General features: G+C 73.4%; 13 protein-coding genes. 7 read left to right on the top strand and 6 right to left on the bottom strand.

The genetic code is table 11. The annotated features are described in order from the left end of the window. Positions 1 to 15 precede the first annotated feature (15 nt). The 3 genes from ACZ3ZD_RS21320 to ACZ3ZD_RS21310 are packed head-to-tail and all read right to left on the bottom strand — an operon-like array spanning position 16 to position 3,010. The gene (locus ACZ3ZD_RS21320) at positions 16 to 1,212 is read right to left on the bottom strand and encodes a CaiB/BaiF CoA transferase family protein (RefSeq protein WP_467399537.1); all 1,197 of its coding nucleotides are present in this window, start codon (positions 1,210 to 1,212) and stop codon (positions 16 to 18) included. Between the two features lie 47 nt (positions 1,213 to 1,259). After that, a complete protein-coding gene (locus ACZ3ZD_RS21315; RefSeq protein WP_467399536.1) occupies positions 1,260 to 2,039 on the bottom strand; it encodes an ABC transporter permease in 780 nt (259 codons plus the stop codon). After that, entirely contained in the window at positions 2,036 to 3,010 is a 975-nt protein-coding gene (locus tag ACZ3ZD_RS21310) for an ATP-binding cassette domain-containing protein (protein WP_467399535.1), read from the bottom strand. Before ACZ3ZD_RS21310 ends, ACZ3ZD_RS21315 begins: the two co-directional genes overlap by 4 nt. A 45-nt stretch (positions 3,011 to 3,055) precedes the next feature. Between ACZ3ZD_RS21310 and ACZ3ZD_RS21305 the strand changes: the two genes are divergently transcribed. Together ACZ3ZD_RS21305 and ACZ3ZD_RS21300 are read left to right on the top strand one after the other, a co-directional pair. After that, a complete protein-coding gene (locus ACZ3ZD_RS21305; RefSeq protein WP_467399533.1) occupies positions 3,056 to 3,778 on the top strand; it encodes a TetR/AcrR family transcriptional regulator C-terminal domain-containing protein in 723 nt (240 codons plus the stop codon). After that, on the top strand, positions 3,775 to 4,392 hold the full coding sequence (locus ACZ3ZD_RS21300) for a nucleotidyltransferase domain-containing protein (RefSeq protein WP_467399531.1): 618 nt from the start codon (positions 3,775 to 3,777) through the stop codon (positions 4,390 to 4,392). The genes ACZ3ZD_RS21305 and ACZ3ZD_RS21300 overlap by 4 nt, the downstream gene beginning before the upstream one ends. Here ACZ3ZD_RS21300 and ACZ3ZD_RS21295 read toward each other — a convergent pair. The 3 genes from ACZ3ZD_RS21295 to hmgA are packed head-to-tail and all read right to left on the bottom strand — an operon-like array spanning position 4,350 to position 7,660. Continuing rightward, positions 4,350 to 5,504: a type ISP restriction/modification enzyme gene (locus ACZ3ZD_RS21295; protein WP_467399528.1), complete on the bottom strand. Its 1,155-nt coding sequence runs from the start codon at positions 5,502 to 5,504 to the stop codon at positions 4,350 to 4,352. The genes ACZ3ZD_RS21300 and ACZ3ZD_RS21295 overlap by 43 nt on opposite strands. Before the next feature lie 25 nt (positions 5,505 to 5,529). Next, positions 5,530 to 6,279, bottom strand: coding sequence for a GntR family transcriptional regulator (locus tag ACZ3ZD_RS21290; protein WP_467399526.1), 750 nt, complete (start codon positions 6,277 to 6,279; stop codon positions 5,530 to 5,532). Positions 6,280 to 6,325: 46 nt separating this feature from the next. Next, positions 6,326 to 7,660: a homogentisate 1,2-dioxygenase gene (gene hmgA, locus ACZ3ZD_RS21285; RefSeq protein ID WP_467399524.1), complete on the bottom strand. Its 1,335-nt coding sequence runs from the start codon at positions 7,658 to 7,660 to the stop codon at positions 6,326 to 6,328. 116 nt (positions 7,661 to 7,776) lie between these two features. On the opposite strand from hmgA, the gene ACZ3ZD_RS21280 reads away from it, so the two are divergent. From ACZ3ZD_RS21280 to ACZ3ZD_RS21260, 5 genes are all read left to right on the top strand, one after another. Further along, a complete protein-coding gene (locus ACZ3ZD_RS21280) occupies positions 7,777 to 8,520 on the top strand; it encodes a hypothetical protein (protein ID WP_467399522.1) in 744 nt (247 codons plus the stop codon). A 216-nt stretch (positions 8,521 to 8,736) separates the two neighbouring features. Further along, positions 8,737 to 9,162, top strand: coding sequence for a VOC family protein (locus tag ACZ3ZD_RS21275; protein WP_467399520.1), 426 nt, complete (start codon positions 8,737 to 8,739; stop codon positions 9,160 to 9,162). 215 nt (positions 9,163 to 9,377) lie between these two features. Further along, complete coding sequence (locus ACZ3ZD_RS21270) at positions 9,378 to 9,995, top strand: TetR/AcrR family transcriptional regulator (RefSeq protein ID WP_467399517.1); 618 nt, start codon at positions 9,378 to 9,380, stop codon at positions 9,993 to 9,995. A gap of 161 nt (positions 9,996 to 10,156) precedes the next feature. Continuing rightward, positions 10,157 to 11,587 (top strand): CitMHS family transporter, encoded by a 1,431-nt coding sequence (locus tag ACZ3ZD_RS21265; RefSeq protein WP_467399515.1) that lies wholly within the window; start codon positions 10,157 to 10,159, stop codon positions 11,585 to 11,587. 34 nt (positions 11,588 to 11,621) lie between these two features. After that, the gene (locus ACZ3ZD_RS21260) at positions 11,622 to 12,857 is read left to right on the top strand and encodes an MFS transporter (RefSeq protein WP_467399513.1); all 1,236 of its coding nucleotides are present in this window, start codon (positions 11,622 to 11,624) and stop codon (positions 12,855 to 12,857) included. Positions 12,858 to 12,884 lie beyond the last annotated feature (27 nt).

Raw genomic sequence — 12,884 nt, 5'->3', positions numbered from 1 at the left:
CAGGGGTGCCCGCGCTCAGGCCGCCACACCGTCCCGGCGCAGCGCTGCGACCTCGTCGTCCGTCATCCCCACGGCACGCAGCAGCGCTCCGGTGTGCTGCCCGAGTGCGGGCACATCACCCATCCGTGCCTCTTCCCCGCCCGGCAGCGTGAGGGGAGGCAGCAGCGCCCTCAGCGGGCCCACCGGCGACCCCACCCGACGCCACCGCTCCCGGGCCGCCAGCTGCGGATGCTCCGCCAGCTCGTGCACGTCCCGCAGCCGCGCGCAGGCGATGCCCGCCTTCTCCAGCCGGGCCAGCGCCTCCTCGGCGTCCAGCACCGCGAGCGCCCCGGCGACCAGGGCGTCGGTGCGCTCCCGGTGCGCCACCCGCGCGGCGTTCGTCGCGTACGCCGGATCCGTGCCCAGCTCCGGGCGGCCCACGACCTGCTCGGCCAGCCGCCGCCACTCCCGGTCGTTCTGCACCGACAGCAGCACCCGCCCGCCGTCCGCCGTCGGATAGGCGTCGTACGGCGCGATCACCGCGTGCGCGAGCCCGGTACGGGCCGGCGCCTCACCGCCGTGCAGCGCGTGGTGCAGCGGATGGCCCATCCACTCGGCGAGCGCCTCCAGCATGGACACCTCCACCGGCCCGCCCCGCCCGGTCGTACCGCGCCGCACCAGCGCGGCCAGCACGCCGGAGAACGCGTACATGGCCGCCGCGATGTCCGCCGCCGGGATGCCCGCCTTCACCGGCTGCTCCGGCGTCCCGGTCACCGACACCAGCCCCGCCTCGCACTGCACGAGCATGTCGTACGCCCGCTTGTCCGCGTACGGCCCCGAGGAGCCGTACCCGGAGATGTCCACGGCGATCAGCCGGGGGTGCGCGGCGCACAGCGTGGCCGCGTCCAGGCCGAGCCGGGCCGCCGCCCCGTGCGCGAGGTTCTGCACGAACACGTCCGCGTCCGCCACCAGCCGCCGTACGACCTCCAGGCCGCGCGGGTCCTTCAGGTCCAGCGCGAGGGACTCCTTGCCCCGGTTGCACCACACGAAGTGCGAGGCCAGGCCGCGGGCAGCGGTGTCGTAGCCGCGGGCGAAGTCGCCGCCGTCGACCCGCTCCACCTTGATGACGCGGGCGCCCAGGTCGGCGAGCTGCCGGGTGGCGAAGGGCGCGGAGACGGCCTGTTCGACGGCGACGACGGTGATGCCCTCCAGGGGCAGCGGGAGGTGGTCCATGGGGTGGATGATCTCCCCTGACCGGCGCTCCTGTCAGCAGTGCGGGCTCACTCGGCCCGCGCGTACCCGCGCACCGCGAGCGGCAGGAACAGGGCGATCAGGGCCAGGCTCCACAGCAGCGAGCCGGCGACCGGGTGCGCCACCGGCCAGGCCGCGTCCTCGGGGACCGGCGCGTTGCCGAAGAGGTCCCGCAGGGCCGTGGTGACCGCGCTGATCGGGTTCCACTCGGCGAGCGCGCGCAGCCAGCCGGGCAGGTTGCCGGTCGGGATGTACGCGTTCGACAGCAGCGGCAGCACGAAGGAAGAGGCGCCGAGTTGTCCGGCGGCGTCCTCGCTGCGGGACAGCAGGCCCAGGTGGATCCCGGCGCAGGTGCAGGCGAACCGGAAGAGCAGCAGCAGCCCCACCGCCCCGGCGGCCCCGCCCGCGGAGCCCTCGATCCGCCAGCCCACCGCGAGCGCGACCAGCAGCAGCGGCACCGTCCCGGCGGCCGTGACGACGAGGTCGGCGACGGCCTGCCCGAGCGGGACGGCGGCCCGGCTCACCGGCATCGTGCGGAACCGGTCCATGACGCCCCGGTGGGTGTCCTGGGCGGCCTGGAACATGCCCGTCATCAGTCCGCCGGCGGCCGTCGCGACCAGCAGTCCCGGCACCAGGAAGGAGCGGTACTCGCGGCCCGGCATGGCCAGCGCGCTGCCGAAGACGTAGCCGAAGAAGAGCAGCATGTTGACCGGCATCAGCTGGGCCAGCACCGTGAGTCCCGGATTGTTGCGGACCCGGCGCAACTGCCGGCCCGCCATCGTCAGTCCGTCGTACGCGAACGCGCTCATGCGGCGAGCTCCTCAGGGTCGGTGGGCTCACCGGTGAGCCGCAGGAAGACGTCGTCGAGGGTGGGCGGCCGGATGCCGGCGTCCAGCAACGGCACGCCGGCCGCGTCCAGTTCGCGCACCAGGCGGGGCAGGGTCAGCGTCGGGTCGGTGGTGACCGCGGCGACGGCGTTCCGCTCGCGGTCGAACACCGGCTCCCGGCCGGTGAGCCGGTCGAGCACGGCCGCCGCCGACGCCAGCGCGCCGGGGTCCGCGACCACCGCCTCCACCTGCGAGCCGATGAGCGCCTTGAGCGCGGCCGGCGAGCCGGTGTGGGCGACCCGGCCCCGGTCCACCAGGACGAGGTCGTCGGCGAGCTGGTCGGCCTCCTCCAGGTACTGCGTGGTCAGCAGCACCGTCGTCCCCTCCGCCCGCAGCTCCCGCACGGCCTGCCGGACGCGGGCCCGGCTGGCCGGGTCGAGGCCGGTGGTCGGCTCGTCCAGGAAGAGCACGTCGGGACGGCGGACCAGGCTCGCGGCCAGGTCCAGCCGGCGCCGCATACCGCCCGAGTACGCCGACGCCCTGCGGTCCGCCGCCTCGGTCAGACCGAGGCGCTCCAGCAGTTCGCCGGCCCGCGCGGCCGGCCCGCGCACCCGGTGCAGCCGCGCGAACAGCAGCAGGTTCTCCCGGCCGGTGAGGTCCCCGTCGACGGAGGCGAACTGCCCGGTGACCGAGATCCGGCGGCGCACGGCCGCCGCCTCCCGCACCAGGTCGTGCCCGGCGATCCGCGCCGAGCCCCCGTCCGGGCGCAGCAGGGTGGTCAGCAGCCGCACCGCCGTCGTCTTCCCGGCCCCGTTCGGCCCCAGCAGCCCGCAGACCGTGCCCTCGGCAACGGCCAGGTCCAGCCCGCGCAGCGCCCGGACAGCGCCGAAGCGCTTCTCCAGACCCTCACTAAGTACGACGTACGTAGTTGTCGGGCCGGGACCATACCGCACTACGTACGGCGTACGTAACTACGATGGTGGCCGAGGTGATGACCGATGGCAGTCCGAGGGGCCGTCCCCGAGGTGATCTGGGCGCGTCCCGAGCGCACCGGCCGGGGTCCGCGACCGGCGTACACGCGCGACGACATCGCCGCCGCCGCCGTCCGGATCGCCGACGCGCGGGGGCTCGACGCGGTGTCGATGCGGCACGTCGCGGCCGAGCTGGGCTGCGGCACCATGTCGCTGTACAACTACGTCCCCCGCAAGGAGGACCTGTACGAGCTGATGGTGGACGCCGCCGGCGCCGAGCACGCCCTCTGGGAGCCGAGCGGCGACTGGCGGGCCGACATGCGCCGCGTGGCGGCGCAGACACGCGAGCTGATGTACCGGCACCCCTGGCTGCCGCGCCTGATGTCACCCGTGTACGGCTTCAGTCCGCACGCCCTGCGCTACCTGGAGCACTGCCTGGCCTGCCTGGATCCGCTGGACGCGCCGTACGGCACCAGGCTGGAGCTGATCGCGATGCTCAACGGGGTCGTGACGACGTACGTCCGCAGCGAACTCGACACCGCCGAGCGGGCCCGTGCCCTGCCCTGGTCGCAGGCCGAGGAGAACGCGGCCCGCGTCGCCTACCTGGGCCGTCAGATCGCCTCCGGCGCCTACCCGCGCATGGCGGCCGCGTTCAGCGAGGACCCGGGGCCGATCGACCTGGAGGCGGTCTTCGAACGGGCGGTGGAGCGGGTCCTCGACTCCTTCGACACCGAGCGCCACGGCCGGTGAACGAGGACCGGGCCCGGCGCCAGCTGCTGCTGATCTCCGAGGTGCTGGAAGCAGCCCGGGCCGACGGCATCCCGCTCTGGCTGCGCGGCGGCTGGGCCATGGACTTCTTCCTGGGCGAGGTCACCCGGGACCACGGGGACATCGACTGGTTCGCCTGGGCGCAGGACGCGGCACCGCTCGCCGGCACCCTGACCCGGCTCGGCCACACCCCGGTGCCCGGACCGCCCGCCGACCTCCAGCTGGACTTCGAGAAGGACGGCCTGGAGAGCAGCTTCACCCTCCTCGGCACGGACGCGGCGGGCCGGGTGACCGTGGCCGGCGGCCCCTGGGCCGGCACGCCCTGGCCGGACGGGCTGCTCGGCACGGAGCCGGGTCGCATCGCCGCGGGGTCGGACGGCATCGGCGCGGGGCCGGCCCGCGTCGGGGCGCTGGAGGCGCCGATCGTCGATCCGCGCGTCCAGATCGAGATCAAGCGCATGATGCCGGTCTGGGACCCGTCCCGGCCCCGCCGCGCCAGGGACGCCGAGGACATCGCCCGGCTGGAGGCCGCCCTGCGCCGGCGGGCAGCGGGTCAGAGCAGCGCGAACTGCCCCTCCGGCCCCTCCTCTTGGTGATCGAGGACCGAGGCGGGGCGGCGGGACGACTCCGGGGCCGGCAGGACGCCCGCCTGCCGCAGGACGGCCACCGTGACCGGGGACGTCACCTCCGGCCCGGCCCGCAGCGACCGCACTTCCGCCAGCAGGGCGAGGACCGTGATCAGCTCCAGCAGCTCCGAGGTCCACGCCTGCGGCCAGACCGAGGGGCGGATCGCGGCCAGGGTGCCCGGCTCGGCCGGTGCGGTGCGGACCGCGAACCAGCTCTCCAGCACCCGGGCGCCGGCCACCTCGAAGTCCCAGGCCTCGGGCGGTACGGGGGAGATGCGGCCCTCGTCCAGGTACAGGGCCTCCTCGTCGCGGTCGTAGCGCAGGCCGGCGGGCCGGCTCGGCAGGGGCGCGCGGACGTAGGGGCGGCGGCCGCCGGGCAGCTTGGGGCGCTCGCCGTCGCGGAGCATCAGCCACAGCGTCCGGCGGCCCACGTCCACACCGGCCGCCCACAGGGCGGGATCGTCGGTGAGCGGGACGGTGAGGTCAGGGCGGACCGCCGCCAGGATCCAGGCCAGCACGTCCGGCGCCGAGGTGGGTGCGCCCAGCCGGGCCGACAGGTGGTCCAGCAGGCCGGGGGCCAGGTTCGGTTCCGTGCCGCCGGGCCGGCGGTACAGCGGGCGGACCCGGCCGGCGCGCAGCACCGGCAGGTACGGGGTCGCCAGCACCGGGCTGCCGGCATCCCCCGTCTCCACCGCGAACACCTGCCGTGCGTCCGCCACCCGCCACAGCTCCGGGCGGGCCGCGTCCAGCAGCCGGTGGTCCGGGATCAGCCACTGCTCGTCGAAGGGAGCGGCCAGGACCCGCACCGGCTCCGCGCAGGGCCCGCCGGCGCGCGCGAGCCGCTCCGTCCCGGTGGCCTGCCCGGGCAACTGCCCCACCGCGGACCGGAGCGTACGGGCGCGGGTCGTCTCGAACAGCCGCTCCCGCTCGGGTCCGTCGGCTCTCAGCAGGGCGTCCCAGCGGGCCGTGAGCGAGACCGCGTCGGGCGCCACCGGCCAGCCGCGGCCCGGCCGCAACGGTGCGACGGACCACGGCATGAGGTCCGCCAGCAGCGGAGCGTCGTCGTGCGTCACGGTGGGCATGGTACGGCCTGAACCGACCCCGGAATCAGGTGGCTTCCAGGGTGACCGTGAACGAGAAGCGGTCCCCCCGGTAGTGGATGACCGCCACGTCCAGCACCCGGCCCTCGGTGTCGTACGTCACACCCGTGTAGTGCAGGATCGGGCTGAGCAGCGGGACTTCGAGCAGCCGGGCCGTCTCCGGGTCGGCGAGCCGGGCCTCCACGGTGTCCGTGATCCGGCTGATGTCGGCCTTCACCACGTCCCGCAGCACCTTGGTCATCGGCCAGCGGACCAGGTCGTCCAGGTCGACGCGCTCGGCCAGTTCGGGACGGATGTGGTTGACGGCGTGGTTGGTCGGCTCGCCGGTCTTCTCGTCGCTGCGCAGGCGGTGGTACGACGCCACCTCCGCGAGGTCCGGGAAGTACTCGGCGAGCCCGCTCGGCACCGGCACCCGGCCGTGGCCGAGCAGTTCGCTCGTCATCCCGGACTGCTGGGCCACGATCGCGTCCACCGAGCCCAGCAGCCGGACCGGGGCGCCGCGCCGGACGCCGGGTTCGATGAACGTGCCGCGCCGCCGGTGCCGGCTGATCAGGCCCTCGTCCTCCAGCTCCTTCAGCGCCTGCCGCATGGTCAGCACGCTCACGCCGTAGTGCTCCGCCAGCCGCTCCTCGGTGGGCAGGCGCAGCGGATCCTCGGGCGAGCGGCCCAGTATCGAGGCGCGCAGCGACTGCGACACCTGGTACCACAGCGGCAGCTTGCGGTTCAGGACGATCGAATCCGGAGCGAAGGAGGTCACGCGGCTATCCGTACCCGGCGGGGAACGTTCGGCGCAACGGGGGCGGTCACGCCCGGAAGTGGCGCTCGAGTCCCCGCCACACGTCGTCGTAGCGCTGCTGGAGGTGCTCGGCGCCGGCCGCGTGCGGGGTGAGGGCCACCGGCCAGCGGGTCTCGAACATGAAGGCCAGCCCGTCGTCGATCTTCTGCGGCTTCAGCTCGGCGGCGCTCGCCCGGTCGAAGGTCTCCCGGTCCGGGCCGTGCGCCGACATCATGTTGTGCAGCGAGCCGCCGCCGGGCACGAAGCCCTCCGCCTTGGCGTCGTACGCGCCCTCGATCAGGCCCATGTACTCGCTCATCACGTTCCGGTGGAAGTACGGCGGCCGGAAGGTGTCCTCGCCCACCAGCCAGCGCGGCGCGAAGACCACGAAGTCCACGCCGGCCAGGCCCGGGGTGTCCGACGGGGAGGTCAGGACGGTGAAGACGGACGGGTCGGGGTGGTCGTAGGAGATGGTGCCGATGACATTGAACCGGCGCAGGTCGTAGACGTACGGCACATGGTTGCCGTGCCAGGCGACCACATCCAGGGGGCTGTGGTCGTAGGTGGCCGTCCAGAGGTTGCCGCAGAACTTGTTCACCACCTCCACCGGGCCCTCGACGTCCTCGTACGCCGCGACCGGCGCCCGGAAGTCCCGGGGGTGCGCGAGCCCGTTGGCGCCGATCGGGCCGAGGTCGGGCAGCCGGAACGGCGCCCCGTAGTTCTCGCAGACGTAACCCCGGGCGGTCGGGGCCGGCCCGCCGTCGGACGCGGTGTCCAGCAGCTCCACACGGAAGCGCACCCCACGCGGGATCAGGGCCACATGGGCGGGTTCCACATGAAGCCGGCCGAACTCGGTGTGCAGCAGCAGCCCGCCCCGCTCGGGCACGATGAGCAGTTCCCCGTCGGCGTCGGAGAAGACCCGCTCCATCGAGGCGTTGGCGTGGTACAGGTGCACGGCCATGCCGGTGCGCTGGGTCGCGTCGCCGTTGCCGCCCAGCGTCCACAGGCCGGCGAGGAAGTCCGTGCCGGCCGGGGGCGCGGGCAGCGGGTTCCAGCGCAGCCGGTTGGGGTCGGGCACGGTCTCGGTGAAGGGGGCCGTGCGCAGCGCGCCGTTGTCGGTGCGGGTGAACGCCGGGTGCGCGGCCGACGGGCGGATGCGGTACAGCCAGGAGCGGCGGTTGTGCGCCCGCGGCTCGGTGAAGGCCGTACCGCTCAGCTGCTCGGCGTACAGGCCGAGCGGCGCGCGCTGCGGCGAGTTGCGGCCCTCGGGCAGGGCGCCCGGCACCGCCTCCGAGGCGTGTTCGTTGCCGAACCCGGTGAGATACGCCAGCCCCTCGGCGGTCTTCCGTGCGTCCCCGCTCATGATCGCTCCCTCGCGTCCCGATTCCTATGCAACACCGTAGGAATCAGCGGGGGCCCGCGCAAGACCAGACTTGAGGGGGATCCGGGGCGCCGGGCCGCTGTTCTACCCTCCCGGTCATGTCCTGGACGAAATGGAAGCGCGGACGGCTCGCCGCGCTCGTGGCGTGCGTCCTGCTGCCGTTAGGAGCGGCGGGCTGCGCGGCCGGTGAGGCGCACGGGGGGACGGTGTCCCCCTCACCCGTGGGGAAGGTGCTGGACGAGACGGACAGCACCGGCCGGAACCTGCGGGAGGTGCCCGCGAAGAACGCCCCCCGGGTCGGCATCGAGGTCACCCCGGACCCGGCCGGCGGCTGGGACGTCCGGCTGACCTTCCGGCACTTCCGCTGCTCCGCGCCGGGTGCACGTCCGGCGGCGGTCACCGGCCACGGCTTCGCCCGCCTCTTCGTGGACGGCCACGGGATCGCCCGCCTGCACGGCCCCGCGCACCACGTGGCCCCCGGCGTCATCCCGCACGGCACCCACGAAGTCACCGCCCGCCTTTACGCCGACGACGGCACCCCCTGGGCCGTCCAGGGCAAACCCGTCGAAAGCACGGCAGACATCACCGTCTCCGACGCGGAGACCGGCGCGCGGGGGACGGCGAGGTCTTCTCCGAGGGGCGCGCCTAGGCCCTCTCTTTCGGATCTTGTCGGCGTCGCGGGGCCTGGCACGCACATCTGCGGCGTTGTCGTCGGTCGCCGACGCTCCGCGTCGACTCCCTCCTCCGCCTTGCAGCTGCACGCACCAGACCCCGCTCGGGTCAGCCGAAAGGCACCGTCGCCCCAGGCCGACCTGATCCGAAAGAAAGGACCTAGGGCCTGACGTCGGCCTTCGCGACCCGTTGTGATCATGAAGGCCGTAAGGCGCTAAGATCGCTCAGGTGACTGCCGGGTCGGCCATGGGCCATACACGAGTGAGGCACCCGGCCTCGGCGTGAGCACGAGGCGGGCCAGAGCCCCGCCCTTTCTCCGCGTCTTCCTCCCTGCGCCCCTGCGCGGCGCTCCACAGCGGATCCAAGACCCGGAGACACATCCACCCATGCCTCGTGATCAGCACCGCCGGCCTGAACCCGGATCGTCGGCCACCGTCCAGCTGAACCACACCGCCGTCTACGCCACGGACCGGCAGCTGTCGGCCGAGTTCATCGCCGCGATCCTGGGTCTGGAGGTCGGCGCCCCCTTCGGCCCGTTCCTGCCCGTCGACCTGGGCAACGGCGTGACACTCGACTACTACGGGAAGCGCGACGAGCCGATCCAGCCCCAGCACTACGCCTTCCTCGTACCCGACGATCAGTTCGACACCATGATCGCCCGCCTGGAGACGGTCGGGGTCACCTACTACGCCGACCCCGGCCACACCGAGCCCGGCCGGATCAACCGCCTCTTCGGCGGTCGCGGCGCCTACTTCGACGACCCGGACGGCCACAACATGGAGATCATGACCCGCCCGTACGTCCGGCCGTAGCAGGCCGCCCAGGGCGTCGGGCCTTCAACGCCCTGTGATTCCCCAGCTCCCTCGCCCCGGGCCAACGCCCGGGTCCGCGAGGTGGCTGGGGAGCCGTTCCCACGGCACATACGGGGCCTCGGCAGGCCTGGATTGGCCCACAGTGTCCCTGAGTGTGCCGGGGGCTCGGCTTCGTACTGGGGGAGAGGTTCACCGGACCCCGGCGGAAAGGCATCATGAAGCCCGTGCCCCACGCGACATCGCTCCGTCGTGCGCCCGTCCAGCGGCGCAGTGCCGAACGGCTGACCAGGATCCTGGACGCCTGTGCCGAACTCCTCGACGAGGTCGGCTACGACGTCCTGAGCACGCGCGCGGTCGCCGAGCGCGCCGGAGTCCCCATCGGCTCGGTCTACCGCTTCTTCGGCAACAAGCGGCAGATGGCCGACGCCCTCGCCCAGCGCAACCTGGAGCGGTACGCCGAGCGCGTCACCGAGCGGCTGAAGGCCGCCCGCCGGGGGGACTGGCGGGCCGCGATGGACGCCGTACTGGACGAGTACCTCGCCATGAAGCGCACCGCACCCGGCTTCTCCCTGGTCGACTTCGGCAACCAGATCCCGGTCGGCGTCCGGCAGGCCGAGCCCAACACCCGGGTCGCCGACCGGCTGAGCCACCTGCTCTCCGGCTATCTGGACCGCACCCCGGACGAGGAGCTGGGCCGCGTCTTCCTGGTCGCCGTGGAGACCGCGGACACCCTGGTCCAGCTGGCCTTCCGGGTCGATCCCCAGGGGGACGAGGCGATCATCCACGAGGCACGGGAGCTGCTGCGGGCCTACCTGAGCCGCGTGCTCGACTAGGTGAGAGGCCTGGCCCGGTCACCGGCCGCACCGCCGTGACCTGGACTTTTGCGCTTATTGCTCGCAGGTCAACGTCTTGTTAACGACGTTTGAACGGACCTAACGTCGTCGCACCGCCGACCCCCAGGTGGGATGTTCAAGGGCGAACGTTAGGTATCCACATGCTGACCATCCTCGGCTTCGCCATGATCGCGACCTTCCTGGTCCTGATCATGATGAAGAAGATGTCGCCGATCGCGGCGCTCGTACTCATACCCGCGCTGTTCTGCGTGTTCGTGGGCAAGGGCGGCAAGCTCGGCGACTACGTCATCGACGGCGTCACCAGCCTCGCCCCCACCGCGGCGATGCTCATGTTCGCGATCGTCTACTTCGGTGTGATGATCGATGTCGGCCTCTTCGACCCCGTCGTCCGGGGCATCCTGAGGTTCTGCAAGGCCGACCCGCTGCGCATCGTGGTCGGTACGGCGGTCCTCGCCGCCATCGTCTCCCTGGACGGCGACGGCTCCACCACCTTCATGATCACCGTGTCGGCGATGTACCCGCTCTACAAGCGCCTGAAGATGTCCCTGGTCGTGATGACCGGCGTCGCCGCCATGGCCAACGGCGTGATGAACACCCTGCCGTGGGGCGGCCCCACCGCCCGCGCCGCCACCGCGCTCAAGCTCGACGCCGGCGACATCTTCGTGCCGATGATCCCCGCCCTCGCCATGGGCCTGCTGTTCGTCCTCGCCCTCTCCTACGTCCTCGGCCGCCGCGAGCGCAAGCGGCTCGGCGTGCTCACGCTGGACGAGGTGCTGGTCGAGGAGACCGAGACGGTCCTCGTCGGCGCCGGCTCCGGCACGACCGCCCAGCCCGCGGCGGCTCCCGGCGGCGGCACCATGACCACGGCCGCCGGGACGGGCGGCGGCCCCGGCGCCGGCGCTCCCGGCACCGAGCCCGCCGACGACGGCTTCCAGGGCCTCGACCCGAACCGTGCCACCCTGCGCCCCAGGCTGTACTGGTTCAACGCGCTGCTCACGGTCGCCCTGCTCACCGCCATGATCATGGAGCTGCTGCCGATCCCGGTGCTGTTCCTGCTCGGCGCGGCCCTCGCCCTGACCGTCAACTTCCCGCACATGCCGGACCAGAAGGCCCGCATCGCCGCCCACGCGGAGAACGTCCTCAACGTCTCCGGCATGGTCTTCGCCGCGGCCGTCTTCACCGGCGTCCTGCAGGGCACCGGGATGGTCGACCACATGGCCAGGTGGCTGGTGGGCAACATCCCCGACGGCATGGGCCCGCACATGGCGTTCGTCACCGGGCTGCTGAGCATCCCGCTCACCTACTTCATGTCCAACGACGGCTTCTACTTCGGCATCCTGCCGGTGCTCGCCGAGGCCGGGCAGGCGCACGGCGTGTCCGCGGTGGAGATCGCCCGCGCCTCGATCATCGCCCAGCCCCTGCACATGTCCAGCCCGCTGGTGCCGGCCGTGTACGTCCTGGTCGGCATGGCCAGGGTCGAGTTCGGCGACCACACCCGGTTCGTGGTCAAGTGGGCCGTGCTCACCTCCCTGGTCGTGCTCGGCGCGGGCATCCTGTTCGGCACCATCTGAGCGTCGTTCCGAGGACGAGGGAGGGAGTGCGCTCATGGCGCCCGATGGAAACCGCGGCTGGCTGCTCCGCCTCGTCATCGCCTTCTCCTGCGCGCAGGCGGCGGTGTCGATGGCCCGGCCCGCCGTCTCCTACCGGGCCCTCGCGCTGGGCGCCGACGAACGCGCGGTCGGTGTCATCGCCGGTGTGTACGCGCTGCTGCCGCTGTTCGCCGCCGTACCGCTCGGCCGGCGCACCGACCACGGCCGCTGCGCGCCGCTGCTGCCGGCGGGCGTGGTCCTCGTCACGGGCGGCTGCGCGCTGAGCGGACTCGCCGGATCGCTGTGGGCGATGGCCCTGTGGAGCGGGGTGATGGGCCTCGGCCACCTCTGCTTCGTGATCGGCGCCCAGTCGCTGGTGGCCCGCCAGTCCGCGCCGCACGAACAGGACCGCAACTTCGGCCACTTCACCATCGGCGCCTCCCTCGGCCAGCTCGTCGGCCCCGTGGCCGCGGGCGCGCTCATCGGCGGCCCCGACATGGCGCGCAGCAGCGCGCTCGCCCTCGTGGTGGCGGGCGCGGCCGCGGCCGTGGCGTTCACCTCGCTGTGGCGCATCGAGGACCGTACGGCCGCCGGGTCCCGCCCGGGGCGGGACGCCCGCGTGCCGGTCACCGGGATCCTGCGCACCCGGGGCGTGCCCGCGGGCATGCTGATCAGCCTGTCGGTGCTGTCCGCGACCGACGTGCTCACCGCCTACCTCCCGGTGGTCGGCGAACACCGGGGCATCGCTCCGTCGGTGGTCGGCGTCCTGCTCGGCCTCCGGGCCGGCGCCACCATCGCCTGCCGGCTCGTGCTCACGCCGCTGCTCCGGCTGCTCGGCCGGCCCGCGCTGCTGACCGTGACCTGTCTGCTGGCCGCGCTGCTGTGCGCTGGGGTGGCGCTTCCGGTGCCGGTGTGGGCGCTCGGCGTGATGCTCACGGTCCTCGGCTTCTGTCTGGGCGTGGGCCAGCCGCTGTCGATGACGACGGTGGTGCAGGCGGCCCCCGACGAGGCCCGCTCCACCGCGCTCGCGCTGCGGCTGACCGGCAACCGGCTCGGCCAGGTCGCGGCACCCGCCACCGCCGGTCTGGTCGCCGGTCTGGCGGGGGTGGCTGCTCCGTTCGTGATGCTGGGAGCACTGCTCCTGCTGTCGTCGGGCGTGGCGCTGCGCTCGCCGGGCCGGCCCGGCTCGTCCGGACGGGTGAGCGGGAGGGGGCGCAGGCGGCCGGGATTGCGCCGCACGAGCGACATCTGACGGCGCGTCGGGCGTCGGTGCCGACGG

The organism is Streptomyces sp. NPDC023481 (assembly GCF_055560195.1).
The sequence above is the reverse complement of the archived record's forward strand: the minus strand, read 5'-3'. Positions and strand labels throughout refer to the sequence as shown.

Coding starts and splice junctions, on each gene's coding strand:
- ACZ3ZD_RS21320 (WP_467399537.1), bottom strand. CDS start 1,212: ATGGACCACCTCCCGCTGCCCCTGGAGGGCATCACCGTCGTCGCCGTC.
- ACZ3ZD_RS21315 (WP_467399536.1), bottom strand. CDS start 2,039: ATGAGCGCGTTCGCGTACGACGGACTGACGATGGCGGGCCGGCAGTTG.
- ACZ3ZD_RS21305 (WP_467399533.1), top strand. CDS start 3,056: ATGGCAGTCCGAGGGGCCGTCCCCGAGGTGATCTGGGCGCGTCCCGAG.
- ACZ3ZD_RS21295 (WP_467399528.1), bottom strand. CDS start 5,504: ATGCCCACCGTGACGCACGACGACGCTCCGCTGCTGGCGGACCTCATG.
- hmgA (WP_467399524.1), bottom strand. CDS start 7,660: ATGAGCGGGGACGCACGGAAGACCGCCGAGGGGCTGGCGTATCTCACC.
- ACZ3ZD_RS21280 (WP_467399522.1), top strand. CDS start 7,777: ATGTCCTGGACGAAATGGAAGCGCGGACGGCTCGCCGCGCTCGTGGCG.
- ACZ3ZD_RS21275 (WP_467399520.1), top strand. CDS start 8,737: ATGCCTCGTGATCAGCACCGCCGGCCTGAACCCGGATCGTCGGCCACC.
- ACZ3ZD_RS21270 (WP_467399517.1), top strand. CDS start 9,378: ATGAAGCCCGTGCCCCACGCGACATCGCTCCGTCGTGCGCCCGTCCAG.
- ACZ3ZD_RS21265 (WP_467399515.1), top strand. CDS start 10,157: ATGCTGACCATCCTCGGCTTCGCCATGATCGCGACCTTCCTGGTCCTG.
- ACZ3ZD_RS21260 (WP_467399513.1), top strand. CDS start 11,622: ATGGCGCCCGATGGAAACCGCGGCTGGCTGCTCCGCCTCGTCATCGCC.